Origin of the sequence: Silvimonas terrae, assembly GCF_014202765.1 — a bacterium.
Classification (GTDB): domain Bacteria; phylum Pseudomonadota; class Gammaproteobacteria; order Burkholderiales; family Chitinibacteraceae; genus Silvimonas; species Silvimonas terrae.
Genome location: NZ_JACHHN010000003.1, coordinates 441,982 through 467,842, shown reverse-complemented (window position 1 = coordinate 467,842; position 25,861 = coordinate 441,982). Strand labels below are relative to the sequence as shown.

Annotated in this window: 25 protein-coding genes; 10 read left to right on the top strand and 15 right to left on the bottom strand. The window is 61.6% G+C overall.

The window, feature by feature from the left end; all coding sequences use genetic code 11:
* Nucleotides 1-110: 110 nt before the first annotated feature.
* On the bottom strand, nt 111-1,277 hold the full coding sequence (locus tag HNQ50_RS09360) for an acyltransferase family protein (RefSeq protein ID WP_184099855.1): 1,167 nt from the start codon (nt 1,275-1,277) through the stop codon (nt 111-113).
* 376 nt (nt 1,278-1,653) lie between these two features.
* On the opposite strand from HNQ50_RS09360, the gene HNQ50_RS09355 reads away from it, so the two are divergent.
* A complete protein-coding gene (locus HNQ50_RS09355) occupies nt 1,654-2,670 on the top strand; it encodes a hypothetical protein (protein ID WP_184099853.1) in 1,017 nt (338 codons plus the stop codon).
* A complete protein-coding gene (locus HNQ50_RS09350) occupies nt 2,642-3,955 on the top strand; it encodes a hypothetical protein (protein WP_184099852.1) in 1,314 nt (437 codons plus the stop codon). Before HNQ50_RS09355 ends, HNQ50_RS09350 begins: the two co-directional genes overlap by 29 nt.
* An 84-nt stretch (nt 3,956-4,039) precedes the next feature.
* Here the strand turns inward: HNQ50_RS09350 and HNQ50_RS09345 are convergent, their stop codons facing one another.
* On the bottom strand, nt 4,040-4,987 hold the full coding sequence (locus HNQ50_RS09345) for a LysR family transcriptional regulator (protein WP_184099850.1): 948 nt from the start codon (nt 4,985-4,987) through the stop codon (nt 4,040-4,042).
* Nucleotides 4,988-5,103: 116 nt separating this feature from the next.
* Between HNQ50_RS09345 and HNQ50_RS09340 the strand changes: the two genes are divergently transcribed.
* Both HNQ50_RS09340 and mtnA read left to right on the top strand, forming a co-directional pair.
* On the top strand, nt 5,104-5,868 hold the full coding sequence (locus tag HNQ50_RS09340; protein ID WP_184099848.1) for an SDR family NAD(P)-dependent oxidoreductase: 765 nt from the start codon (nt 5,104-5,106) through the stop codon (nt 5,866-5,868).
* A gap of 151 nt (nt 5,869-6,019) precedes the next feature.
* Nucleotides 6,020-7,102, top strand: coding sequence for an S-methyl-5-thioribose-1-phosphate isomerase (gene mtnA, locus HNQ50_RS09335; protein WP_221303101.1), 1,083 nt, complete (start codon nt 6,020-6,022; stop codon nt 7,100-7,102).
* 10 nt (nt 7,103-7,112) lie between these two features.
* Here the strand turns inward: mtnA and mtnC are convergent, their stop codons facing one another.
* From mtnC to HNQ50_RS09290, 9 genes are all read right to left on the bottom strand, one after another.
* Nucleotides 7,113-7,871, bottom strand: coding sequence for an acireductone synthase (gene mtnC / locus HNQ50_RS09330; RefSeq protein ID WP_184099845.1), 759 nt, complete (start codon nt 7,869-7,871; stop codon nt 7,113-7,115).
* The gene (locus HNQ50_RS09325) at nt 7,840-8,385 is read right to left on the bottom strand and encodes a 1,2-dihydroxy-3-keto-5-methylthiopentene dioxygenase (RefSeq protein WP_184099843.1); all 546 of its coding nucleotides are present in this window, start codon (nt 8,383-8,385) and stop codon (nt 7,840-7,842) included. The genes mtnC and HNQ50_RS09325 overlap by 32 nt, the downstream gene beginning before the upstream one ends.
* On the bottom strand, nt 8,382-9,011 hold the full coding sequence (gene mtnB / locus HNQ50_RS09320; RefSeq protein ID WP_184099841.1) for a methylthioribulose 1-phosphate dehydratase: 630 nt from the start codon (nt 9,009-9,011) through the stop codon (nt 8,382-8,384). Before mtnB ends, HNQ50_RS09325 begins: the two co-directional genes overlap by 4 nt.
* The gene (gene mtnK, locus HNQ50_RS09315) at nt 9,008-10,303 is read right to left on the bottom strand and encodes an S-methyl-5-thioribose kinase (RefSeq protein WP_184099839.1); all 1,296 of its coding nucleotides are present in this window, start codon (nt 10,301-10,303) and stop codon (nt 9,008-9,010) included. The genes mtnB and mtnK overlap by 4 nt, the downstream gene beginning before the upstream one ends.
* 50 nt (nt 10,304-10,353) lie before the next feature.
* Nucleotides 10,354-11,397, bottom strand: coding sequence for a substrate-binding domain-containing protein (locus tag HNQ50_RS09310; RefSeq protein WP_184099837.1), 1,044 nt, complete (start codon nt 11,395-11,397; stop codon nt 10,354-10,356).
* Between the two features lie 45 nt (nt 11,398-11,442).
* Nucleotides 11,443-12,453 (bottom strand): ABC transporter permease, encoded by a 1,011-nt coding sequence (locus HNQ50_RS09305; protein WP_184099834.1) that lies wholly within the window; start codon nt 12,451-12,453, stop codon nt 11,443-11,445.
* Entirely contained in the window at nt 12,450-14,009 is a 1,560-nt protein-coding gene (locus HNQ50_RS09300) for a sugar ABC transporter ATP-binding protein (RefSeq protein ID WP_184099833.1), read from the bottom strand. Before HNQ50_RS09300 ends, HNQ50_RS09305 begins: the two co-directional genes overlap by 4 nt.
* 164 nt (nt 14,010-14,173) lie before the next feature.
* The gene (locus HNQ50_RS09295) at nt 14,174-14,932 is read right to left on the bottom strand and encodes an SDR family NAD(P)-dependent oxidoreductase (RefSeq protein WP_184099831.1); all 759 of its coding nucleotides are present in this window, start codon (nt 14,930-14,932) and stop codon (nt 14,174-14,176) included.
* 184 nt (nt 14,933-15,116) lie between these two features.
* Nucleotides 15,117-16,004 carry a LysR family transcriptional regulator gene (locus tag HNQ50_RS09290; protein WP_184099829.1) on the bottom strand — a complete coding sequence of 296 codons (888 nt, stop codon included), beginning with the start codon at nt 16,002-16,004 and terminating at the stop codon, nt 15,117-15,119.
* A gap of 146 nt (nt 16,005-16,150) precedes the next feature.
* Between HNQ50_RS09290 and HNQ50_RS09285 the strand changes: the two genes are divergently transcribed.
* A complete protein-coding gene (locus HNQ50_RS09285) occupies nt 16,151-17,332 on the top strand; it encodes an MFS transporter (protein WP_184099827.1) in 1,182 nt (393 codons plus the stop codon).
* Nucleotides 17,333-17,344: 12 nt separating this feature from the next.
* On the opposite strand, the gene HNQ50_RS09280 is transcribed toward HNQ50_RS09285, so the two are convergent.
* A complete protein-coding gene (locus HNQ50_RS09280; protein ID WP_184099825.1) occupies nt 17,345-18,025 on the bottom strand; it encodes a TetR/AcrR family transcriptional regulator in 681 nt (226 codons plus the stop codon).
* Between the two features lie 117 nt (nt 18,026-18,142).
* Between HNQ50_RS09280 and HNQ50_RS09275 the strand changes: the two genes are divergently transcribed.
* Nucleotides 18,143-19,258, top strand: a complete 1,116-nt coding sequence (locus HNQ50_RS09275; RefSeq protein ID WP_184099823.1) for an FAD-dependent oxidoreductase — start codon at nt 18,143-18,145, stop codon at nt 19,256-19,258.
* Here the strand turns inward: HNQ50_RS09275 and HNQ50_RS09270 are convergent.
* Nucleotides 19,249-19,881 carry a TetR/AcrR family transcriptional regulator gene (locus HNQ50_RS09270; RefSeq protein ID WP_221303100.1) on the bottom strand — a complete coding sequence of 211 codons (633 nt, stop codon included), beginning with the start codon at nt 19,879-19,881 and terminating at the stop codon, nt 19,249-19,251. The two genes, HNQ50_RS09275 and HNQ50_RS09270, sit on opposite strands and share 10 nt — an antisense overlap.
* A 61-nt stretch (nt 19,882-19,942) precedes the next feature.
* On the opposite strand from HNQ50_RS09270, the gene HNQ50_RS09265 reads away from it, so the two are divergent.
* The gene (locus HNQ50_RS09265; RefSeq protein ID WP_184099819.1) at nt 19,943-21,154 is read left to right on the top strand and encodes a TCR/Tet family MFS transporter; all 1,212 of its coding nucleotides are present in this window, start codon (nt 19,943-19,945) and stop codon (nt 21,152-21,154) included.
* 100 nt (nt 21,155-21,254) lie between these two features.
* Entirely contained in the window at nt 21,255-22,676 is a 1,422-nt protein-coding gene (locus HNQ50_RS09260) for an MFS transporter (RefSeq protein ID WP_184099817.1), read from the top strand.
* Here HNQ50_RS09260 and HNQ50_RS09255 read toward each other — a convergent pair.
* The gene (locus HNQ50_RS09255; RefSeq protein ID WP_184099815.1) at nt 22,673-23,575 is read right to left on the bottom strand and encodes a LysR family transcriptional regulator; all 903 of its coding nucleotides are present in this window, start codon (nt 23,573-23,575) and stop codon (nt 22,673-22,675) included. The genes HNQ50_RS09260 and HNQ50_RS09255 overlap by 4 nt on opposite strands.
* A 100-nt stretch (nt 23,576-23,675) precedes the next feature.
* Here HNQ50_RS09255 and HNQ50_RS09250 point away from each other — a divergent pair, with 100 nt between their 5' ends.
* Both HNQ50_RS09250 and HNQ50_RS09245 read left to right on the top strand, forming a co-directional pair.
* Nucleotides 23,676-24,521 carry an SDR family oxidoreductase gene (locus tag HNQ50_RS09250; RefSeq protein ID WP_184099813.1) on the top strand — a complete coding sequence of 282 codons (846 nt, stop codon included), beginning with the start codon at nt 23,676-23,678 and terminating at the stop codon, nt 24,519-24,521.
* 18 nt (nt 24,522-24,539) lie between these two features.
* Complete coding sequence (locus HNQ50_RS09245) at nt 24,540-25,538, top strand: aldo/keto reductase (RefSeq protein WP_184099811.1); 999 nt, start codon at nt 24,540-24,542, stop codon at nt 25,536-25,538.
* 34 nt (nt 25,539-25,572) lie between these two features.
* On the opposite strand, the gene HNQ50_RS09240 is transcribed toward HNQ50_RS09245, so the two are convergent.
* Nucleotides 25,573-25,785, bottom strand: coding sequence for a hypothetical protein (locus HNQ50_RS09240; RefSeq protein ID WP_184099809.1), 213 nt, complete (start codon nt 25,783-25,785; stop codon nt 25,573-25,575).
* Nucleotides 25,786-25,861: the final 76 nt, after the last annotated feature.

Sequence of the window (25,861 nt, the reverse complement as noted above, 5' to 3'; positions counted from 1 at the left end):
TTTATACAACAATTGTATTTATCAATTCATGACAAAGTCAATTGTCATGTGCGGTGCAGCAAGAGTTCTCTAAAGCAGGAGGGTCAACAAAGCATGAAGCAGCCGTGCAATTACCGGCTCAGGTATTGCATACCGTACAACAGCGCTAACGTCCCCAGCGCCCACCACGGGGCGGCCTCGCGCTGCACCCATTTGCGGCTGCGGGTGCGCCAGGGCGTTTCAACGTAGCGATGCAACAAGACTGCCGCGCCCAGGGTGATGGCCAGAAAGACAAGATAGACAAGCAGCGCTTCACCCAGATAGAGATGCGGCAAGTTGCTGCCATCATCCGGGAGACGGTCTGGGAGGCCATAAAACAAAGTCAGAAACAGCAGATACAGCACAAAGGAATGCACCATATAGATGGCATAAGAATGCTGGCCCAGCCATTGCAGCGCCCGCGCGCGCAGCACGCGCTGAAACACGCCCGGCCGGCCGCAGACAATGCCCAGAATCAGCAAGCCGGCCAGCGGGAAGATCGCCACATCGTTGCGCACGCTGTGGTTAAACTGCAAAAACGCCAGTAACAAAGCCAGGGCCAACCACGGGGTAAAGGCTGGCAGGGCGGGGGCGCGTGCCTGAACCAGCGCGGCAATCAGACAGCCCAGGAAGAACCCGGCCACGCACCACACCAGGTTGATGTAATCCGCGCCGATTTTGGCCCACATCATGTACATGGCCGCCGTTGCCAACACGGCGCAGACCCACAGTTTGATGCGCGGTAGCAGACACACCACCCCCGCAAACAGCAGGTAGGTATAAAACTCCACACTGATTGACCACGCGGGCCCGTTAAAAGTGAAACCGGCGTTATGCGGGCCAATGGCCTGGATCAGCAACAGTTGCTGGAAGAAGGCATGCCAGGTGTTAGAGACAAACGGGGTGCCCAGGTCATAACCCATTTGCAGCAACGGTGCCTTGAGAAACTCCATCAGCACAAACGCGGCCAGCATGACCAGATGCACCGGGTATAAGCGCCCCAGCCGCAACAACTGAAAGCGCAGCACCGCGCCGCCGGACTGCAATTTCTGACCATACGCGGTGTACATCACAAAGCCGGACAAGACGAAAAACAACTGCACCATCAGCGCGCCGTTGCGGATGATTGCGACATCATGCAATGCGCTATTCCAGCCGGGAACATGAAACAGCACCACCAGCAATGCCGCCAGCCCGCGCAGGCTTTCCAGTTCAGCGTAGCGAGGGGCGCCAGCGGGCGCAGGGGGCAAGGAGGACATAACGGCGACGGCAGCACGGAAAAGGGGCCTGGATCGTAACCGATGCCCTGCAAACCGGCAACTTTGCCCGTAATTTCAGCAGGATGGCTGTTGGCTGGCGCTGACAAGAGACCGGGATGATGCGCACACGCTGAATGACACGACCCTGGGGCTGGCGATGTTTTGGGTAGCACATCTGCGAGAGGAGCAGGTGTCGCGGTTACGAACGGTGCCCCGCCCGGGTTTTGCGTCGAGAGCGGCAAGGGGTTGGCGTCAGAGGGCGCCCAGATATCTGATCTGATTGATATTTTTCTTGAATCCTTGGGGTCAGCACCTAGGCTTAGCCATGCGGTCCAGGCCGCCTTTCCCTCTAACCTGCTTTCATTGGAGGTGCCCGGTGACAAGATCCATCAGTACTGATACCACTGCAACGAGTGCGAAGGAGTCTGCACTGGCGCGCATCGCAAAAGGGCGGCGCGTTGATGCGTTGTTCAGAGCGATGGAGCATGACTATCTGCTCCAGCAACAGTTTGTGACGGATCCGGCCCAGATCATTGCTGAATACGTGAAAGGGCGGTCCATCCCGGCAAGGGAGGCGGAGGAAAGCAACCGGCTGATATTCGCGGTTTTTGCGAACCGGTCGTTGCTTGTGTGGCTACACGGATATGGCCGCGAGAACCTTGGCCAGACGGTGAGCCGGCCACGGTTTTTCCAGGACTTTGGTGCCGCCTTGATTGAGACGAAGGGACACCATGTCCTTTATGCCTTGATGAGCGAGCGAACAACGGGCCAATCCTTGATGCTCTCGGCAGAACCACTACTCGATATTCTGTTCAGCCCTGGTTTTCTTGGCCTCCCGGGGAGTCGGGGTGGCCGAATCGCCGATGAGACCGAGGATGGGACCAACGACGGGACCAATGACGGGACTAACGACGGGACCAACGACGGCACTAACGACGGGACCAACGACGGCACTAACGACGGGACCAACGACGGCACTAACGATGGGACCAACGACGGCACTAATGACGGCACCAATGACGGAACCAATGACGGAACCAATGACGGCACTAACGATGGCACTAACGATGGCACCGATGACGGCACGGGCCCCCAAGGTGGCTCGACCTTGACTGCGGTGGTATGGAAGACATTCCTGCCCCCGACAACTCAGCCACCACCGCCTCCCTCGCCGCCCATTACCCTGACCGGGACGGGGTTCACGCGATCACCCTTTACACGAACAGAGACCGCTTCTACGCTCCAGGTACAACCGGAGGACCCGGATGATGAGCGCTTCCGGTTGATTGGCTCGACTTACGCCCGCCCCACGCTTGATGCACTACACCAGTTTGCGCTGGAGTTGGCACAGCTTGGCGAGCTCAATGGTATTGAGTTGGCTGGCGATGCGTAGTCAGGGTGCCTACGCCGAAATTGCCTCGCCGGTGCAAAACCGTCGGTTCGACCGGGCACTGGCCGAGCAATGGATACGAAATGGTGAGCTTTCGCGGCTAAGGCCACTGCTTTACGAGGCCGCAGTCGATGCGGTGAGTGAACTGGAGTGGTTGCAGCGTGTGGCGTCGGCGGCAATGCGGCGCGGTGAACTGGCGCTGGCAAGCCGCTGCCTTCAGCTCGTGGCGGAAATCCGCTGGGGAACCGCCATTCGGCCACAAACTGCAGAGTTCGTTGGGCGGCCGCTGCCACTCCATCCTGAACCCCGGTTTCTGACCGCCTCGAAACTCGTCCACGACGCAGCCCAGTTCCGCTATCTGCAGTCGCTTGGGGTACTTGGCGCGGAGTTCGACCCCGTCATTGGAGAATACGAAGCCATCAGTCGTGAACTCAAGGCGGGTCACGCGTGGCGAGTGCCGCTTGATGGCCCACTTTACGAGCGAGTCGGTGCGGTTTTCAATCTGATGGCCAACACACGGGAAACGCCCCGCTTGCAACGGGCTTTGTCCTTGACGTGGGATGGTGCGGCAATCGAAGCCGCTTACGATGCGGCGCCATTGGGCGTGGTCGTGATCGACAATTTCCTGACCGCAGACGCCCTTCGCGAGGTGCGAGCTTACTGTCTGGAGTCCACGGTCTGGACCGGCAATCGCTATGCGCACGGCCGGCTGGGGGCGTTTTTTCATGACGGCTTCAACTGTCCACTCCTGATACAGATTGCGGAGGAAGTGAGAGGCGCGTTTCCCAACCTGTTGGGAAATCGTTATCCACTTCGGCAGTTATGGGCATTCAAGAACACGGAATGTCTACCCGCCGATGTCACCACGCACGCGGATTTCGCCGCCGTGAATGTGAACTTCTGGATCACACCCGACGACGCCAATCTTGAACCTGACCGGGGTGGGCTTGTTGTCCACGGTGTCGAAGCGCCGCTTGGGTGGGGCTTTGACACGTATAACTCCCGCAGCGACGTTATTCGCGCATTTTTGCGGGCGACCAGAACTGAGCCCTTAAGAATCCCGTATCGCCAGAACCGGGCCATCATCTTCAATTCCGATCTTTTTCATGCAACGGACAAAGTCACGTTCAGACCGGAATACGAGAACCACCGGATCAACGTGACGATGTTGTTTGGGGATCGGCAAAACGATCACGCGCATCACGTTGGTGCCACGGCGGGACAGGGACTACCGGCCAGCCGTTCCTGGCGCTCAAAGTCCTTTTCGCTTGCTCGCAGGATGCGCTAGGTCGGCATTGATTGCGCGTTGATCTTGTCTATTTGTTGTTCCACTCATGCTGATGCAGCGGCAAATGGCCGGTCCCTTTGCCGATCAACCCTTTCTGCGGTCAAACGGCGCAAACACCCCCTGGGCCCAATCGGCAAACGCCAGCAGCTTGGCGCTGCGGTGCCGATTGAGCGGGTACAGCAAATGGAGTGGGTGATGTGGGCGGGTCCAGTCTGGCAAGACTTGCCGCAACTGGCCGTTGTCCAGCCAGGGCTGCGCGGCAAAGCGGAAGGTCTGGCCTATGCCGACACCCGCCAGAAGGGTGCTCAGGTGTGCGGTGCTTTCGTTCACGGCAACGGCGGGATCGGCCTGGACCAGACGCCGTTCGCCATCCTTGTGAAACTCCAGCGCAAAAGCCCGGCCGGTAAGTGATGAAAAATAGCCGGCGATGGCATGGCCTGGCAGGCGTGCGGTGTCGTCGGGGCGGGCCGGCTGCGTCTGCAAGTCATCCGGGTGCGTGGGTTCACCACGTGCTTTGAGGTAGACCGGGCTGGCGACGGTGACCCAGTCCAGATCTGCCAGATGGCGTGCCACCATCGAGGTATCGGGCAAGTCTCCACCGCGGATCACGCAATCTACACCTTCCCCGATCAGATTGACCGGCCGGTCGCTCACGCCCAGGTCGACGTGCAATTCCGGATAACGGGCCCGCAAATCCGGCAGCGCGGGGATCAGGATCTGGTTTGCCAGCACCGAACCCACATCGACGCGGATGCGCCCGCGCAATTGTGCGCGGGCATTGGAAACGGCCTCATCCATTTCTTCCAGTTCGGCAATCAATCGGGCTGCCCGTTCGTAATAGGCTGCGCCTTCCGGCGTGACGCTGACCTGACGTGTCGTCCGGTGCAAAAGCTTCACACGCAGATGCTTTTCCAGGTCCTGGATGAGCTTGGTAGCGGTGGCGCGCGGCAGGTTCATGGCGTCCGCGGCTTTGGCAAAGCCGCCGGCATCCACAATCCGCACAAACACGCGCAGGGCGAGGAGGTTATCCATGGTAGGGATTATTCATGAGTGGAAATTATGAAATGAGTTTTGGCTAGTTTATCCATGGGAGCGAATTGAATAAAGTGGCTTCACCTCTTCACCACACATGAAACAAGGAGCACATCATGGCTAATCGTCTTGCTAACAAAGTTGCAGTGATCACCGGCGGTACCACAGGGATTGGTCTGGGCGCAGCCAAGGCATTTGCTGCCGAGGGCGCGGTTGTTTACATCACCGGTCGCCGCAAAGCGGAACTGGATGCCGCTGTCGCCGCCATCGGCCCCAATGCCCACGGCGTCCTGGCAGACTCCACCAGGCCGGACGATCTGGACAAGCTGTACGCCCAGATCAAAGAGCGCCACGGCCGGCTGGATGTGCTGTATGCCAACGCCGGGGGCGGCGATATGTTGCCGCTGGGGGAGCTGACAGAAAAACACGTGGATGACATCTTTGCCCGCAACGTCAAAGCCGTGATTTTCACCGTGCAAAAAGCATTGCCGTTGCTGGATAAAGCGGCGACCGGGGCTTCGGTCATTCTGGCGGGTTCAACCACCTCGGTCCTGGGTACGGCGGCGTTCAGCATCTACAGTGCGTCCAAAGCGGCGGTACGCAACCTGGCGCGGAGCTGGATTCTTGACCTGAAGGGCCGTGCTATCCGCATCAACACCCTCTCGCCCGGCCCGATCCAGACTCCGGGGCTGGTGGAACTGGTTGGTAACGATGCCGCGCAGCAGCAGGGCTTGCTGGATTACCTGGCGTCGCAAGTACCGCTGGGCCGCGTGGGGCAACCGGCTGAAATCGGCAGCGCCGCAGTTTTCCTGGCGTCTGATGAATCGTCTTACGTAAATGGTGTGGAACTGTTTGTGGACGGCGGCATGGCGCAGGTTTGATCCGCTTGACCAGACACAGCACAACGGGCTGCCAGCAGGCAGTCCGTTTTTTTTGACTGGCGTATCTATTGAATGCGCTTTGGCTGCAGCGGCATGTTAATGATAATTTCTGATATATTGGATGCGTTTGATATTCTCTATTGGACTAAAAATGATTGGTTCATCCCGCAGCATCTGGCGAGAAGGCAAGGTGGTTCATGTCATTGACCAGACCCGGCTGCCGCATCACACCCAGGTGAAACAACTGACCACGCTGGCGGAGGTGGCTCAGGCCATTCAGGACATGGTGGTGCGCGGCGCGCCGTTGATCGGGGTGACTGCGGCTTATGGGGTGGCGCTGGCGCTGCAAGCGGCGGCCGATGACGCCAGCCTGGCGACGGCCGTGCAAACGTTGATTGCCACGCGCCCCACGGCGGTGAACCTGCGCTGGGCAGTGGAACACGTGGCGGCGCAACTGGCGACGGTGGCACCGGCGGCACGCGCAGAACACGCTTTGTTGCTGGCGGATGAACTGGCGCAAGCGGACGTGCACACCAATGAAGCCATTGGCGAGCATGGTGCCGCCCTCTTGCAACAGCGCTGGCAAGCGCTGGGTTATCCGGCCAGGCTCAATGTGCTGACCCATTGCAACGCTGGCCGCCTGGGCTGCGTGGATTGGGGTACGGCACTGGCCGCCATCTACAAGGCCCATGCGGCTGGCGTGCCGGTGCATGTCTGGATGGATGAAACCCGGCCGCGCAACCAGGGCGCCAGCTTGACCACGTGGGAACTGGCAGGGCGGGGCGTGCCGGCAACCTTGATTGTCGATAACGCGGGCGGCCTGTTGATGCAGCAGGGGCAGGTGGATGTCTGCATTGTCGGCGCGGATCGCATCAGCGCGCGGGGTGACGTCTGCAACAAGATTGGCACCTACCTCAAAGCGCTGGCGGCGCAAGCGCATGCCATTCCGTTTTACGTTGCTGCACCGCTGAGTACCCTGGACTGGGGCATTGTCGATGGTGTGCACGAGATTGAAATCGAACAGCGCAGCCCGCGTGAGGTAACGCATATCTCCGGTCGCAACGAGGCGGGCGAAGTGGTCACAGTGCAGTTGGCCCCTGACGGCACTGCGGCGCTGAACCCGGCATTTGATGTCACCCCGGCCGTGCTGGTGACCGCCATTGTGACGGAGCGCGGCGTAGTGCCGGCCAGCCATGCGGGCCTAGCGAGCTTGCGGGAACCGGCGCTGGCCTGATCCGCGCGGCTTATCCGGCCAGGTGGAGTGTGACCGGAGTGTCGATGCGGATACCGGCAAAGGAGTCCACCGGGGTTTGCCCTGGCAACGGGGGCGCGGGGAGCGCTGCGTCGTTGCGGGTGATCAGCAGCGCATGCCAGCCGGCCGCAAGCGCGGCGGCGACTTCTGCACTGTGATCAGACAGGAACAACAGGGTGGAGGGGGGGTGGCCCAACTGGCTGGCAATACGCTGGTAAGACCCGACCGCCTGCTTGGCGCCGGTTTCGGTATCGAACCAGTGACTGAACAAGGGGCGCAGATCGCCTTCATTGGTGTGGCCAAACAGCAAGTGCTGCGCCGCCACCGAGCCCGATGAATACACACCCAACGTGATGCCGGCAGCATGCCAGGCGGTGAGCGCGGGCAAGACGTCCGGGTAAACCGGCGCAACCAGGCTGCCATCGGCGTAGCCCGCCTCCCAGATCAAACCTTGCAGGGTTTTGAGCACGCCAATCTTGCGGTCCTCGTCACTCCATTGTTCCAGGCGGGAGATCGCTTGTTCCAGGCTCAAGGGCTGGCCGACTTCTTGTTGCACCTGGACCAGCACACTGCTGGCGGTTTGACTCTGGGCGTGTTCTCGCAACCATGGCCTCAGGCGCGGGCGGGCATAGGGGAACAGCACGTCACGCACAAAGGTCAGGGGCGTGGTGGTGCCTTCTATATCGGTAATGATGCTGCTGATGCGTTCCTGCAAGACGTTATTCCCCATGTCGTGGAAACTGGCGGGCAATGGGCGAGCCGGTAAAGTGCCCCACCCAGCCGGCCGGATCAATAAACAGCCGGATGGCGGTGAAGTGGGGTTCGGGACCCATATCAAACCAGTGGGGCGTACCGGCTGGCACGCTCAGAAGATCCCCCTTTTCGCAGGTCAGCTGGAATACACGCTGGTGCAGGTGCAGATAAAACGCCCCGCTGCCGGCCACGAAAAACCGTACCTCGTCCTCGCTGTGGGTGTGTTCATCCAGAAACTTCTGCCGCAATGTGGCGCGGTCGGGATGGCTGGGACGCAGGCTAACCACGTCGGCGGTGATATAGCCGCCCAATTGGCGCAGCCGGGCAATATCGTCGCTATAGGCAGCCAGAATGCTGGCCTGGTCGGCGTCGTCGGTGAGTGCGTGGGTGGCCTGCCATTGTTCAAACGCCACGCCAACACGAGCCAGTTCGCCGGCAATGTCGCGGGCGTCGGTCAGGCTGGCCAGCCGCGTTTGCGGGGCGTCGTCGGCATAGATATCAAGTTGGCTCATGCGGTGATCCTTTCCCATTCAAGCTGTAACTGCAGCAAGGCATCAAACGCCTCCAGATGGCGCTGCGCTTCTGCACCGTTGCGTCCCCATGCGTACAAACCGTGACCGGCCAGCAAGTAGCCGGGGGCCAGTGCGTCGGCCGGAAAATCCTGCAGACGTTGTTCCACCTGACCGGCCAGGGTGGGGATGTCCTGGCTGTTGGCAAAGACCGGCACCCGCACGCTTTGGGTGTGAGTGTGAATGCCGGCAAAGGCCTTGAGCAGTTCCCAGCCGGCCACTTTGATCTCGCCTTGCTGCTCATGGCGGCGCGAGATCACGGCGGCGTTTACCGCATGCACATGAAAAATCGCTCCGATGGCGGGGTCGGCCCGATAGCGGGCGATGTGCAGCGGGGCTTCGGCGGACAAGCCAGCGGGCAGGGGTTCCGCCAGCGCGACCAGTGCCAGGTCGGCCTCGGTCAACTGGCCTTTGTCCCGGCCTGACAAGGTGACGACGGCATGATGGGCGTCGACCCGTGCAGAAAAATTGCCACTGGTGGCCGGCACCCAGCCGCGTGCGGCGGCAAAACGGCCGGCGGCGATCACCTGCTGTCGGGCCTCATGGACTGCTTGTGTGCTGCTGCTCATGCCACGGCCTCCAGACGGGTGTGGTTGGGCGTGTCCTGGCGGAGTTGGGCCAGGAGCGTGTCGATGTCCGCAATGTCTGCGCTGTGCAGCAACAGATGCTCGGCCAGTTGTAATGCGGCCGCTTCTGCCGCTGCCCGCGTGGGGCGGTCGGCAATGCTTTCAAAATCCAGGTTATGCGCAAAACCCAGAATGCGACGGATGATTTCGGCCCCGGCAAAGCCCAGTGCATCGGCAAACACGGCGCGGATACGCTCGGCGCGTTCGGTGGCAAATGCCGCTGCGGTGGCGGGGGAGTCAAACAACCGCGCCGGCCAGGCATCGCCGCTGGCGTGCGCCTGCCACAGCGCGTCATACCGCTGGGCAAAGTGCTGCCAGAACAGGCGTACCTGCTGCAGAATGCCGTCGGCAAAGGCCTGGCGATTGTCCTGGGCGGTGGCGTGGCCGGGCTGGGCAAACCAGGCCATCAAGAGATTGGCCATGAACAGACCGGCATCGAACCCGACCGGCCCGTATACGGCAAACTCGGGGTCGATCACGCGGGTGTCATCGGCGCTGACCATGACTGAACCGGTGTGCAAATCACCGTGCAGCAGCGCTTCTTTGCGGGTCAGGAAGGCATGGCCCAGCCGCGCCACGGCGGCCCGCACTGCGGCGTGGTTGCGGATGGCGGCGGCGGCATGGTCCAGCTCGGGCGTGGTCCAGCGGTTGCGTACCAGATCTTCAAACGGATCGGCAAAGATCAGTTCTGCCGTGACCCGGGTCAGCGCGACATTGCGGGAGAACACGGCGCTGTGTGCAAACACCGTCTCAAACGGCTGGGCGAGCGGAGAGGTCAATACCGCGCTGCGGGCGACGAACTCCGCCACTGCAAGGGCCGCTTGCGGGTAAGCGTGGCCGGCCACCAGTTCCTGGCGCAAAATGCGGTGCGGGCTGAGTAGCTCAATCACGCTGGCAAACAAGCGTGGGTCGTAATGCCAGCTTTGCGGGATCAGCCCGGCCAGGTGCGGCCCGGCAATGGCGTAGTGCTGATGCTCAAAAAACGCCCGTTCCAGCGGCATGGGCCAGCTTTCGCCAGCCGCCCGCACGTAAGGCAACGATTGTTTGACGCACACGCCACCCGCCGGGCCACGCACCAGGAACACCAGGTTCAGGTTACCGTCACCGACTTCTTCAATCTGCCAGGCTGCGCTGTCGCCACCCAGTTTTGCGGCAAGGTGCGGCAACCCCGCCAGCCAGGCGCGCAGGCGGGCGTCATCCAGCGTCTGGTATCCCTCAGGTACGGGCAAGCTCACGATAGGTTCTCCGGTGGGCTGGATGGGTGAACAGGATGAATGAACAAGGATTAGTGAACGGCCGGAATCCATGCCGCCAGGGCGGCGTCGCTACGGCCAAAAGCAGGCAGTTTGCTGGCCAGTTCATCCACTGTTTTGATGTCGTACTGATCCAGTTCGGCGCGGGTAATCAAGACCGGTTTGATGGCAATGTGTTGCGGCGGGTTGGCACCGGCCACGGCCAGGGCGGCGGCGCGCACGCTGGTGGCGCCGACCACGGACGGATTGGTGGCGGCGGTGGCCACCCACGGGCTGCCGGCTTCACGGATTTCTGCAATATCGGCGGTAGAGACATCCGCGCTGTAAATCTTCAGCTTCTTGCCGCTGCCCAGATCGGTGGCGGCCAGCTTGGTGCCACGGGCAAATTCATCCCACGGCGCAAACACCACGGTGATATCCGGATTGGCGCGCAAAGCGGCGTTGGCTTGCGCGGCGACCGAGGTGGCCACCGGGGCTGAAACGGTGCCCCAGCGGGCTTTTTCCACAATGCCCGGATTGGTCTTCTTGACGCTGCTCCACACCGCATCGCGGCGATCAAGCGGGGCGAAGCCCGGGACATAGACATAGCCGGCCTTGAAGGCCTTGCCGTTATCTTTCAGCGCCTGGCCCAGCACGGCTTCGGCCAGGTCCTTGTCGCTTTGCTCAATCTGCGTGACCTTGGGGTTATCCAGGTTCACATCAAACGCAATGACCTTGATACCGGCGTCGACGGCTTGCTGGACGACATCCTTGAGCGCTTCCGGCTGGCCGTGATTGATGATGATGGCCTTCACCCCCAGGTTGATGGCTTGCTGAATCTGGTCACGTTGCAGGGCGGCGTCTTCCTTGCCGGGAAATACGCGCAGATCAATCCCCAGGGCACTGGCCTGGCGCTGGGCGCCGTTGTCAAAAGCGCGGAAGAAATCCCCGCCAGAGATATACCCCACCAGGGCCACCTTGACGCCGCCTTTGTCAAACGGGGCGGGGGCGCCCTTCAAACCCTCGGCGTGGGCGCTCAGGCCGGCAACCAGTGCGGCAATACCTGCCAGGGATTTCAATGTGAACGATGTGCGCATGCTGCTCTCCTGCAAAGATGTGGTTATGGTGTGGTGATGATGTTTTCAGGCCCGGCCGCGACCGGGGCCAAAAGTGAGAGCCAGTGCGCCAACCAGCACCAGCCCTTTGACAAAATCCTGGGTATAGAACGGCACGTTGAGCATGGTCAGGCCGTTGAGTAGTACCCCGACAAACAAGGCCCCGACGACGGTGCCGACAATGTGCGGACGGCGCGCGTTCAGTACGGCAAAGCCGATCAAGGTGGCGCCCACACTATCGAGCAACAGCGAGCCGCCGCCCGAGACATCTCCCCGACCCACCCGCGCGGCAATGATCACGCCACCCAGGGCCGCCAGCGTGCCGGAAAGCACATAGGCCAGCGTGCGGTAACGCGCCGTGGGTGCGCCCGCCAGCGCGGCGGCTTGCTCGTTGCCGCCGGTGGCATAAAACACGCGGCCCCAGCGGGTACGCTGCATCAGCAACCACAACGCCAGCGCAATCACGGCAACGATGATCACCGGTACGGGTACACCCAGTAGCCGCGCCCGGCCCAGCGCCAGGAAGCCCGGGGCAAAAGTGCCGCTGGCGCTGCTACCGTCCGGCAACATCAATCCGGTACTGATGGATTGACCCCCTGTGGGGATCAGTTGCAGCCCGCCCAGCAGGAACATGGTGCCCAGCGTGGCCAGCAAATCCGGAATGCGCAGACGCACCACCAGCAAGGCGTTGAACAGGCCAATCGCCGCGCCACTCAACAGCCCGAACAACACGGTAGGCACGGCGCCCCAGTGCCAGACCACCATGGCGTAACTGCTGGCAATCAGGGCGGTAGAGGCGGTTGCGCCAATCGACAAATCAAACCCGCCGGCAATCAGCGCCACCGTGACGGCCAGCCCCAGCAGCGCTTCAACCGAGGTGGATTGCAAAATGCTCAAGAGATTGGCGGGTTGTACAAACGCCGGCTCTTTGCTGGCAAAGCCTGCGATCAGCAACAACAAGATCAAAAACAGCGCATGGCGGCGTAACAGGGCGAGCGAGAAAACCGGCTGCGGCAGCTGGTGCGTCTGGGTGTTCATGCAAGGGCTTCCTCAGCGGGGTTGCTGGCCTGGCCAGCAAAACGTTCCAGTTGTTCGATGTGATCCAGCAACGATGCGCCGTCACGCAGCGGGCCAGGATCGTAAATGCCGTGCTGATCCATGATCAGCACACGGTCAGCGACTTCTACGGCCTCTTCCAGATCGCTGGTGGCAATGAGCACGGCGCGGTCGGTACTGGCGCGGATGGCGTTGACCAGATCGTGCCGCGCGCCAATGTCGACGCCTTGAAAGGGTTCATCCAGCAGCAAGACCTGGGCGGGCATGGATTGCCAGCGCGCCAGCACCACCTTCTGCTGGTTGCCGCCAGACAACTGATCCGGCGTGGCCTGCGGGCCGGGTGCGCGGATGCCCAGGCGGGCGATCCAGCTGATAGCGCGTTCATCCAGCGCGGTGTGATCCAGCCAGCCGCTTTTGAACAGCTGCGGCAGATGGGGCAGGGCGATCAGATCGGCCAGGGTGGCGCCCAGCGTGGTCGTCGGCAAAAAGCTGCTACGCCAGCGGTCTTCTGCCGCCATAAAGACGCCAGCCGCAATGGCTTGCGCCGGATTGCGGGCCCGCCACGGCTGGCCGTTGAGCAGCACCCGGCCACTCGCCAACCTGCCCGCACCAAACAGCACGCGCAGCAAATGGCTTTTGCCAGCACCCAGATTGCCGGTCAGCGCCACCACTTCGCCGGCACGCAGTGTCAGGTTGATGGCCGGGCTCTCTGGTAACAGCCGGACCGCGTCCAGTTGCAGGCGCACCGGGCCGGGTGCGGTTGGCGTGAGCGCCTTGCTGCGGAGCGGCAGCGTACCTCCCGTCAGCACGCGCAAGGCGGCATCCAGATCCAGCGGCGCGGCAAAACCACCCGCCACCTGGCCGTTGCGCAAGACCACGGCCCGGTCTGCCAGGCGGCGCAGATCAGCCGGGCGGTGAGAGATATACAACACCGCAATCCCGGCGGCGCGCAGTTGATCTACCGCCGCAAACAGGCGCCGGGATTCGTGGGCGGAGAGGCTGGCAGTGGGTTCATCCAGAATGACAAGGCGGGCGTTTTCATAGAGGGCACGTGCCAGCGCCAGTAGCTGGCGCTGCGCAGTGGTCAGGTCGGCAAAATCCGCGGTCAGGGGCAGGCCGCCCGCTAGGTCTCCCGCCACGCGCGCGGCTTCTGCCAGCAGTTGGCGCGGGCTTTGCAGCACCGGGCTGGCCGGATCGCACAATTTGCCCAGCAACAGGTTCTCGGCCACAGTCAGACCGGGCACGCCCAACTGGCTGGTTTGCTGGTGGACCGTGACCACGCCGGCAGACAGTGCGGCGCGTGGCGAGCCAAACGTCACCGGCTGACTTTGCCACAGCACCTGGCCGGCATCGGCGCGTTCTACCCCGGCAATGATCTTGACCAGGGTAGATTTACCCGCGCCGTTCGCCCCCATCAGCGCCAATACTTCACCGGCATGCAGGGTCAGATCCACGCCATCCAGCGCCACGGTCGCGCCATAGCGCTTGCGAATCTGGCGCAGGGCGAGCAAGGGCGATGAGGTGTCCGGTGTTGTCATGGGGCATATCAGTAAACAGAGGAGCCCAGCCTACACCGCACTCTATATTCCACAAAATAATTACAAATGATTTTTACAGATCAATTTGTTTGTTAATTGCTGGGGCTTTGGCGGGGTGGAAAATTGGCAATATCAAACCGCGTTGTGGCCCCAGCGCACGCGGCCTAGTACTGGATCACCCCCGGAATGCCGCCACCGGCGGGCAGCACCGCGCCATTCAGTGCCGTGCTGCGGGGCGAGGCCAGAAAAGCCACGATGTCTGCGATCTCGCTGGCATCTACAATGCGGCCGATGGTGTTGTGCCGGGATGCGGTACGTTCGGCCTCGGCATCCGTGCGCTCCGTGCGGGTGTGACCAGGGTGGACCGTCACCACGCTGATGCCGTGCGGCCCCAGTTCATCCGCCAGGTTTTTGCTGATCGCGGCCACGCCGGCATTGCGCAAACTGGCAATGGGCCGGCCGGTGCGATACAACGCCAGGCCGCCAATATTGATGATGCGGCCCCAGCCATTGGCTTGCAGATGCGGCGCCACCGCGCGGGCGGTGCGCAGATAGCCGATCACTTTCAGATCAACGTCCAGCAAGGCTTCTTCATCCACAACCTCTGCCAGGCTCCGTGCGGGCGAGATGCCACCGGGCACCGCAGCGGCATTGATCAGAATGTCTACGCCCCCAAGCGCTTCCACCGCATGTGCGACCAGGGCGTTGACCGAATCGGCATTGCCGGTATCGGCCACCACCGCAACTACCTTGCGGCCGGTTTCGCCGGCCAGTTCTCTGGCCGCGCGCTCCAGGTCTGATTGCCCGCGTGCGGCAATCACCACGTCTGCACCTTCACGCGCCAGTTGCCGCGCAATGGCTTTGCCGATGCCTTTACTACCGCCAGTCACAATGGCGCGTTTGCCTTCCAGTTGCAGGTCCATGCTGTGGTCTCCGTCAAGAATCAGGTGGCGCCGTGATCCACGGCATCACCCCTTGTTGAGCAGAAGGCGTGCCAGCGACAAAACCGGTCAGGACGACGGTTTTGCCGCTGTGATCAGCAAGCGTTGTGTGAAACGGGACAGCCGGCGCGACACATTGTGTGGTTTACGCGCGGCGGCGTGCGGATCACGCCGCGTCTTGGGGGTGCCGCGCAAACAAATGCGCCGACATATAGTCGACAAATACCCGCAGCTTGGGCGATAGATGCCGGCTGGAGGGCCAAAGCAAACGGAACGTGCCCGAGTGCCGGGTATGCGCCGCCAGCACCTGAACCAGCCGGCCCTGCGCCAGTTGCGGCCTGATGGAAAAGTCGGGCAGGCACGCAATGCCGAGGCCCTGTTCTGCCATATAAATCAGCGGTTCAATCGTGTTGACCACAGCGGACACCGGTAATTCCGGTTGTGCCAGCGGCCACGGTTCCAGCTTGCCGCTGGTGGCAAAGCGATGATGCAGGCAGACATGAGCTTGCAGGTCTGCCGGCGTGGCGGGCAGACCCTGGCGTGCCAGATAGGCGGGCGAGGCCACCAGCAATAACTCAAAGGTGCCCAGCACGCGGGACATCAGGCGTGAGTCACTCAGTTCACCGGCGCGGATCACCGCATCAAAACCCTCTTCAATGACCTCCACCAGCCGGTCGCTGAAGTCGATCTCCAGGGCGATTTCCGGGTAGTGTTGCATGAAGGCGCTCAGCGTGGGCATCATCAGCATGCCGGCCAGCGGTAGGCTGATGCGCAGGGTGCCGCGCGGTGCCTCCTGGCTGTGCATCAGTTCCTGCTCGGCGGCTTCGATCTCGCTGAAGATGCGGCGGCAGCGCTCCAGAAAACATGCGCCTTCCGGGGTGAGCGTGATGGCGCGGGTAGAGCGATGAAACAAGCGCACGCCCAGTTTGTCTTCCAGCCGCGTTATCGCCTTGCCGATGGCCGAAGAAGACACGCCCAGCTTGCGCCCGGCGGCCGTAAAACTGCGGGTGTCTGCGGCCTGCACAAAGGCACTCAGTGAACCAAGGCTATCCATGATTTGAGCATTTTTGTCCGATATGTCAGGAACTATAGCCTGATTGTCCGCAACGGCGCTGGCCCATATCGTTAGGGCAAGCGGTAAAGCGGCCTGATGCCGGCTATCCGTACCTTGTTTCCTGGCAACCTCGGAGGAGATACACCATGTCTGCGACAACCCCATCCACTGACCGCTTGCCCTTGCCCGCCTTGCTGGCGCTGGCCCTGGTGGCATTCATTACCGTGTTGACCGAGGCCTTACCGGCCGGATTATTGCGCCAGATGAGCGCAGGGCTGGGGGTGTCGGAAGCCCTGGCCGGCCAGTTGGTCAGCCTGTATGCCCTTGGCACCTTGCTGACCGCTATTCCGCTAACGGCCGCTACCCAAAGCTGGCGGCGGCGGCCGCTGCTGGCCGTGGCCATTCTGGGCTTTGCCGTCACCAATGCCGTGACCGCGTTGTCCGGCCACTATGAACTGACGCTGGTGGCGCGCTTTTTTGCGGGCGTATTTGCCGGGCTGTTGTGGTCTCTGGTGGCTGGGTATGCCTCCCGGCTGGTGCCCGATCAGCTCAAGGGCAGGGCAATGGCGATCGTCATGGCGGGTATTCCGCTGGCGCTGTCGGTGGGTATTCCGGCGGCCACCTTTCTGGGTATTCATGCGGGCTGGCGGTTTGCCTTTGGCGGCATGAGCCTGATTGCGCTTGGGCTGGCCGGCTGGATGTGGCTGCGGATTCCGGACTACCCTGGGCAAACAGCGGGGCAACAGCGGTCGATTGCAGAGGTGTTCATGTTGCCCGGCATTCGTGCCGTCCTGTTTGTGACGCTGACCTTTGTGCTGGCGCATAACCTCTTGTACACCTACATCGCCCCGTTTCTGGTGCCGTCCGGGCTGGCCGACCGGGTTGATCTGATCTTGCTGGCCTTTGGCATTGTGGCACTGGCCAGCGTGTGGGTGGTCGGGCTGCTGGTCGACCGCTGGCTGCGGCAACTGGTACTGGCCAGCACCGTGCTGTTTCTGGCGGCGGCAGGCGCGCTCGGGTTCTGGAATCACAGTGCGGTGACGGTGTTTGGCGCCATTGCGGTGTGGGGGCTGGCCTGGGGCGGGGCGGCGACCTTGTTCCAGACCGCATCGGCCAAAACGGCAGGCAGTGCGGCCGAGGTGGCGCAGTCCATGATCGTGACGGTGTGGAATATCGCCATGGCGGCGGCCGGTGTTGGCGGCGGTTTGTTGTTGCAGCGCGAAGGCGCCACGATCTTTCCGTTTGCCTTGATAGCCTTGCTGTTGCCCGCACTGATTGTGACCTTGCGCTCCCGCCGGCATGGTTTTCCGTCAGCAGAACGCGTTTAGCCGGGCGGCGTATCAGTCTTCCGTCGCAATCCCGCGCAGGATCAAATCAATCCCGGTCAAAAAATCCGCCCGATCATCGTGCGTGCGCAAGCAGGTGGCCATGCTGCGGGTAAAGCCAAACTCATCCGCGTCGAGCGCCAGCCAGGTATTGGCCATACTGGCCAGAAACCCGTCCCGCTCAATGCCTTCTTGCCGGGCAAATTGGGCATTGGCGGCGTTCTGGCCGCCGACGCCCACCATGTAATTGACCAGGGTACAGGCCACCACCCATTGCGTTGCCTCCGGCACGCCCAACTGGCGTACCTGCTGGCCGATGTGTTCCAGCAATCGCACATGGGGCAACTGCCCCGGTGCCTGCGTCAGCGCAGAGCCCACCCAGGGGTGAGCGTCGATGGCCTCGAACACCGCCAGCGCGATGGCCCGCACGGTGGCATGGGGCGTCGCCGCACCCGCACCCCCGGCCGCTTGCAGGGTACGGGCAATGACTGCGTCGCAAACCGCGGTCAGCAAATCATTTTTGTGGGCGATATGCCAATAGATGGCGCCTGCCCCGGTGGCGAGTGCATCGGCCAGTGCCCGAAAAGTCAGACCACTTTCGCCGCTGGTATCGAGCAGGGTGATGGCGGCTTCAATGATCCGTTCGCGTGATAACGCGTCTTCCCTTTTGTCCGGGCTGGGGTTTTTTCTGGGCATCGCTCGTCTTGACATGAATGGAACAATGTTCCAATACTAGCATGGAACAACGTTCCACAAGCTACGCATACGGCGGTTTGTGGGATCACACCAACGCCATCAGCAAAGTGCAATCTAATGAAAACTACGAATCCATCCATCGCCATTATCGGGGCCGGCCTGGGCGGCCTGATGCTGGCCCGTGTCCTTCATGTTCACGGCATTGCCGCGACGGTCTATGAGGCCGAGGCGTCACCCGCCGCACGTACCCAGGGTGGCTTGCTGGATATCCATGATTTCAACGGTCAGCTGGCGCTCAAAGAGGCGGGCCTGTACGCAGAGTTTCTCAAGCTTATCCACCCTGGCGGCCAGGCCAGCCGGGTTTTCGATCAAGGCGGTAATCTGCTGTATGCCGATGAAGACGATGGCAGCGGCGGCCGCCCGGAAGTGCGCCGGGGCGAACTGCGCCAGATTTTGCTGGATGCCTTGCCCGCGCAAACTGTGCAATGGGGTCACAAACTGGCCAGTGCATCTGCGCTGGGGCAGGGCCGCTACAGCCTGGGTTTTACCAATGGCAGCACGAGCACGACAGACCTGCTGGTGGGTGCAGACGGGGCGTGGTCCAGAGTGCGTCCGCTGCTCTCTGACGCGCAGCCGGTGTATGCCGGGTTGTGCTTGATTGAAACCTGGCTGTTTGATGTGGATCAGCGGCACCAGGCCACCGCCCGGATGGCGGGTGGCGGTTCCATGTTTGCGCTGGCCCCCGGCAAGGGCATCCTGACTCATCGCGAGCCAGAGGGCGTATTGCATGCCTATACCGTGCTGCAAAAGCCGCTGGACTGGTTTGCCACAATGGACCAGACCCGCATCGCCGCAGAATTTGCCGACTGGGCACCGGCGCTGACCGCACTGATCACCGCCAGCGATACCGATCCGGTACTGCGGCCCGTGCATGAACTGCCGGATAACCACTGCTGGCCGCGTATGCCTGGTGTGACCCTGCTGGGGGACGCCGCGCACCTGATGGCGCCATCGGGCGAGGGGGCTAATCTGGCGTTACTGGATGGTGCAGAACTGGGCAAAGCCATTGCCGCGCACCGGGGCGATATGGAAGCGGCGTTGCGCCAGTACGAACCCGCACTGTTTGCCCGCAGCGCGGCCGCAGCGGCGCAGGCCAGAGAATTGCAGCAGATTTGCTACGGCGAACATGCGCCGCAAAGTCTGGTCGAGATGTTTTCCGGGCCTCAGACGTAAGGCGTACCGGCCAGCGCGGCTTTCACGCCCTGCGTGCCCTGATCGATCAGCGCCAGAAACGCCACGTTGGCCGCGGCGGTATCCCGGCGGGTCTGAAAAACGCGGTGCGCGTGCAGAAACGCGACCGTCCAGGTGGCCACCAGCAGATTTGCCGCCAATTGCGCGTCGGGCTCTGCAGCTTCCTGCCCGGCACTTTCAGCCAGTGCCGTAGCCGCCGTCTGTGCCAGTTCATCCCGCATGGCGCGCGCCCGCGCTTTCAGGGTGTCGCTGTTTTCTACCGTTTCGATAAACCCTTTGCTCTCGGCCGAGAACGTCACAAACGGGCTGCGGGCAGCAATCAGCCGGTGTGCCAGCAGGCGCAGGGTTTCGATGGGAGAGACACCCGCTTCGCGCTGGCGCAAGGCCGCGCGCAGGGCATCGTGCGCTTCTTCATCCCGGTCAAAGAACATGTCTTCTTTGCGCGGGAAATAGTTAAACACCGTCATCCGCCCGACGTCTGCGGCGGCGGCGATTTCATCCACCGTCACGTTATCAAAGCCGCGCTCAAGAAAGAGGCGTGTGGCGGCATTGGAAATACTTTGCCGGGTGGCAAGGCGTTTGCGGGTACGCAGGTCAGATGGCATTGACATGCCGGCGATGATAGCACATGCTATTTTGTACTCAGTACATGTTTATATTTAATCCATGAACAAATCCCTTGTTGTGATCTTTACGGCGATTGGTCTTGATGCCGTCGGCATCGGCTTGATCTTTCCCATCTTGCCGCGCCTGTTGGCAGAGGTAACCCACGCGGCCAACGTGGCGTACTGGATCGGCCTGATGACCGCGTTGTACGCCGTCATGCAGTTTATTTTTGCGCCGGTACTGGGGGCGTTGAGTGATCGGCTGGGGCGGCGCCCGGTGTTGCTGATTTCGCTGGGCGGCGCGGCCATCAATTACCTGCTGATGGCCTTTGCGCCCCAGTTATGGATGCTGTTCCTGGGCCGGGCTATTGCTGGTTTGACCAGCGCCAATATTGCGGTGGCCATGGCCTATATCACCGATGTTTCAGCGCCGGATCAGCGCGCCCGGCGCTTTGGGCTCTTCAACGCCGTGTTTGGCGCGGGCTTTATCATTGGCCCGGTGCTGGGTGGCGTGTTGGGCGACTACGGCCTGCGCTGGCCGTTTATGGCGGCGGCAGTGCTGAACGCGGCCAATTTCTTGCTGGCACTGTGGGTCTTGCCAGAATCACGCACCCCCACGCGGGCGAAAATCGACTTTGCCGCGCTCAACCCGTTGCGGCCCTTGCGCTGGGCGCTCTCCATGAAGCCCTTGCTACCGGTGATGCTGATCTTTTTTATCCTCAGCGCCACCGGCGAGGTCTACGGCACGTGCTGGGCCTTGTGGGGCAATGATGCATTCCAGTGGAACGGCCTGTGGATTGGGCTTTCACTGGGGGCGTTTGGCGTGTGTCAGACCCTGGCCCAGGCGTTTTTGCCGGGGCCGGCAGTCAAGCTGCTGGGGGAGCGTGGCGCGGTGCTGGCCGGTATTGCCAGCGTGTGTGTGGCATTGACGGTGATGGCGCTGGCCCGGCAAGGCTGGTGGGTGTTTGCCATCATGCCGGTGTTTGCGCTGGGCGGGATTGGATCGCCGGCCTTGCAAGCCATGGCCACCCGCCAGGCGGATGAAAGCCGGCAAGGGCAGTTCCAGGGCGTGCTGGCGTCGGTGGTCAGCCTGGCCTCCATCATTGCGCCGCTGGTGTTCTCCACGCTGTATTTCGTGGTGCGTACGCAGTGGCCTGGGGCAATCTGGTTGTCGGTGATGGCGTTGTATGTGATTGCCGTACCGCTGGTGCTGGGCTTGCAGTTTGGCCCGGCCGAACTGCACGCCACCGGGGCTGCGGCGCAAGAAGCGTAGCCCCCGGTGGTGATCTGTTTGCCAGGTGTGCCGGTTTTCGCGGTACGCTGCCGGCTTTGTCGCCGGCACCAGACCGGCTCCATGACTGGAAGAAACAACCATGGCATCTCTTCACGCGCCTTCACCTGATTGCGACACTGCACTTGCAGCGGCCCTGATTTCTGCCCGCCTTGATCGCCTGCCCGCCACGCGTACGGTCTGGAAACTGGTGGTTCTGCTCAGTCTGGGCTTCTTTTTTGAGCTCTACGATCTCTTGTACACCGGTTATATCGCACCCGGTCTGGTGAAGGGCGGGCTGCTCACGGCCACCACGCAGGGTCTGTTTGGCACCACCGGGGTGGCCAGTTTTATTGCGGCGTTGTTTGCCGGTTTGTTTATCGGCACCAGCGCCTGTGGTTTTCTGGCTGACCGCTATGGCCGCCGCGCCGTCTTTACCTGGTCTTTGCTGTGGTATTCCGTAGCCAACGTCGTCATGGCGTTTCAGGACACCGCACTGGGGCTCAATCTCTGGCGTTTTCTGGCGGGTATTGGCATTGGTGTAGAGATGGTGACCATTGGCGCGTACATCTCTGAACTGGTCCCGCGTGAAATCCGTGGCCGCGCTTTTGCCTGTGAACAAGCAGTGGGTTTCATGGCGGTGCCATTTGCGGCCTTTCTGGCGTATTTGCTGGTGCCGCATCCATTTTTGGGCCTGGATGGCTGGCGCTGGGTGGTGTTGATTGGCGCGCAAGCAGCCATTGGGGTGTGGTGGATACGCCGCTCGTTGCCGGAAAGCCCGCGCTGGCTGGCCCGGCAAGGGCGCGTGGCCGAAGCCGAACAGATTGTGGGCGCGCTGGAAGCACGTGTTCAGGCCGAACTGGGCCACCCGTTACCGGAGCCGGGCGCGCCTGACCTGGCAGAACAGACTGAGGCAAAGGGTCGTTTTGCGGATATGTGGGTTGCCCCGTATCGCAAACGCACCGTCATGCTGGTGATCTTCAATATTTTCCAGACCGTGGGTTTTTTCGGTTTTGCCAATTGGGTGCCAACGCTGTTGATCAAGCAGGGCATTACCATTACCACCAGCTTGATGTACTCCAGCCTGATCGCCATTGCCGCGCCGGTGGGGCCGCTGATCGGCTTGTATATTGCCGACAAGATTGAACGCAAAACGGCCATTGTCGTCATGGCCGCAGTGATCATGATCTGTGGTCTGGGCTTTGCCCACAGCACCGATGCCGCCATGCTGGTGACGCTGGGTATTTTGATTACCCTGGCCAGCAACATCATGTCGTACAGCTATCACGCCTATCAGGCAGAACTGTTCCCCACCGCCATCCGCGCACGGGCGGTGGGCTTTGTGTATTCCTGGAGCCGTTTTTCCGCCATCTTTTCCTCATTCATCATCGCCGCCGTGCTCAAGGGCTTTGGCACGCCAGGCGTGTTTGTGTTCATTGCCGCTGCCATGCTGGTGGTGATGCTGGTGATTGGTTTGATGGGGCCAAAGACCAACGGCCTGGCGCTGGAAAAAATCTCGCACTAAGGCAACTGCGCCATCCAGTCGCGCACCGCCTGCACAAACAGGCGCAGGGCGGTGGGCGGATGGCGGTTGGCCGGGTAGTACAGACACAAGCCGGGGAACGATGGGCTCCACTCGCCCAGCAAGCGCACCAGCCGCCCGCTGGCCAGGTGTTCTTCAATTTGCGCTTCGTTGATCCAGGCAATGCCAATCCCCTGCACGGCGGCTTCAATGGCCAGGCGCATGCTGCCCACGGTGATGGGGCCAGTGACATCCAGGTTGATGGGGCGTCCGCGCCATTGCATATCCCAACGGTAGAGTGCGCCGCTCTCAAAGCGGAAACGGATGCACCGGTGCTTGAGCAGGTCCAGCGGCACCTGGGGTGGGGCATGCCGCGCCAGATAGTCGGGCGAGGCCACAGCGGCAAAGCGGATGTCTGGGCCAAACTTCACCGCAATCATGTCTTTGGGTACTGCCTCGGCAATGCGTATGCCGGCGTCGTAACCGGCGGCGACGATATCCACCAGCCTGGAATCCACCACAAACTCAATGTGGATATCCGGATAGCGCGCCAGAAAATCCGGCAGCACGTGCTGGAGCAGCGGCATGGCCGCCGATTCTGAACTGTTGATCCGCAATGCGCCGGAAGGCCGCTCCCGCGCGTTGGTGACTTCCTGCAGGGCATCATCGATATCGGTCAGCGCCGGGCGGATGCGGTTCAGCAGTTTTTCGCCGGCCTCGGTCAGCGCCACGGAGCGGGTCGTGCGATTGAGCAAACGCGCACCCAGCCGCTCCTCCAGTGCACGCATGGCATGACTGAGGGCAGAGGGCGAGACCTCCAGCGTGCGCGCTGCCGCCCGGAAGCTGCGTTGCTCGGCTACGGCCATAAAGGCGGCCAGTTCAGAGACACCGGTTTTCAACATTGATGAAAATCCTTCATCAAGAGATGCCATTTTGGCTGGATTGTTCAGTTTATCACTGGGCCATACACTTTCCCCATCGACATCTGCAAAGGCAATCACCATGACACAGCAGCGAACCTGGCTCATTACCGGCATCAGCAGCGGCTTTGGCCGTCACCTGACGGAGCAATTGCTGGCGCGCGGTGACCGGGTGATTGGTACCGTGCGTGATCTGGCCAAAACAGCCGATCTGGGCGCGCAATACCCGCAGACCTTTAGCGCGCAGTTGCTGGATGTCACCAGTACCGACGCCATCGGCAATCTGGTGGAGCATGCATTTGACCAGTTCAAGCGTATTGATGTGGTCATCAGCAACGCCGGTTATGGGCTGTTTGGCGCGGCGGAAGAGCTATCCAATGCACAGATTGACCAGATGATTGCCACCAATCTGGTTGGCTCTATCCAGTTGATCCGTGCGGTGATTCCGCATCTGCGGGCGCAGGGCGGCGGGCGCATCATCCAGCTGTCGTCTTATGGCGGCCAGGTGGCGTTTGCCGGCAATTCTTTGTACCACGCGACCAAGTGGGGAATTGAAGGCTTTGTGGAGGCCGTGGCGCAAGAGGTTGCCGGATTTGGCATTGGCATGACGATCGTGGAGCCGGGCGGCGCCCGGACCGAGTTCCGCTACGGTAGCGCGCAAGTGGCCAGCTTGCTGTCAATCTATGACGACACGCCTGCCCATGCCTTCTTGCGCATGCTGGACCCGCAAAACGGCCTGGCGGCGGGGGACCCGGCCCGCATGGCCGCCCGGATCATAGAAAGTGCGGACATCCACCCGGCGCCGCTGCGCATGGTACTGGGCTCGCAAGCATTGCAAAGCACCATCGACACCTTGCGTCAGCGTCTGGCCCATTTTGAAACACAGACCGCGCTGGCGGCATCGACCGATTTTCCGGCCGGCGAATAAACACACCAGGAGTACACCATGCAAACACGCACATTAGGTCACAGCCAACTGGAAGTCTCTGCGCTGGGTTTGGGCTGCATGAGCATGAGCGCCGCATACGGGCCACCGGCCAATCAGGCCGACATGATCCGCTTGATCCGCAGCGCACATGATCTGGGCGTTACGCATTTTGATACGGCAGAAGCCTATGGCCCGTTTGCCAATGAAGTCCTGGTGGGGGAGGCCCTGCGGCCCATCCGCAATCACGTGGTGATTGCCACCAAATTCGGGTTTGATATTGATCTGGAGACGGGCGTGCGCAAATCAGGCGGCACCAACAGCCGTCCGGAACACATCAGAGCGGTGGCAGACGCCGCGCTCAAGCGTTTGCGCACAGATCACATCGATCTGTTTTATCAGCACCGGGTTGATCCGGATGTTCCCATGGAAGAGGTCGCAGGCGCAGTCAGGGATTTGATCGATGCCGGCAAGGTACGCCGTTTTGGCCTGTCAGAAGCCAGCGTGCAGAGCATCCGCCGCGCGCATGCGGTGCAGCCGGTGACCGCTGTGCAGAGCGAATACTCATTGTTCTGGCGCGGGCCAGAGGCCGAACTGCTGCCCACCCTGGCCGAACTGGGCATTGGTTTCGTACCCTTCAGCCCTTTGGGTGCAGGTTTTTTGACCGGCAAGATCGACGAACACACCCAGTTTGACCCGAGTGATTTTCGCAATCACGTACCCCGTTTTTCACCCGAGGCCCGTAAAGCCAATATGGCACTGGTGGAGGTGGTAAAGCGGCTTGCCGCCAGCAAAAACGCCACGCCTGCGCAAGTCGCGCTGGCATGGCTATTGGCGCAAACACCATGGATTGCGCCCATCCCCGGCACCACCAAGTTGCACCGGCTGGAAGAAAATCTGGGTGCACTGACGCTGGCGCTGACGGCGGACGACCTTGCCACCATCAATACCGAAGTCGCCAAAGTAGATATTCAGGGCGCGCGGTTGCCGGAGGCGAATCTGAAAATGACCAATCTGTGATTCGCCCCGGCGGCTGGCCGTCACGGAGCGCTCCTTATTTTTGCGGTTCCGGCTTGGTGTCTTGCGGCTCGGACGCGGTCATTTTGCTGGTGGCCGGCACCGTGGTGCTCTTGTGATGTTTGCTGGACTTGTGCGTGGAGGAGTGCGCAGCGGCGCTGGCAGGCTGGGCGCCTGATGCACCCTCAGCCAGGGTAAAACCAGAGAAAGCAAAGCCCGCAAGGGCGAGAGCAGCGATAGCAAGTTTCATGATGTGTCTCCTGTTTGATTCATCTCGACCGATTTCTATCGATCACAGGAAACAGCTTGCGCTGAGCACAAAGTCA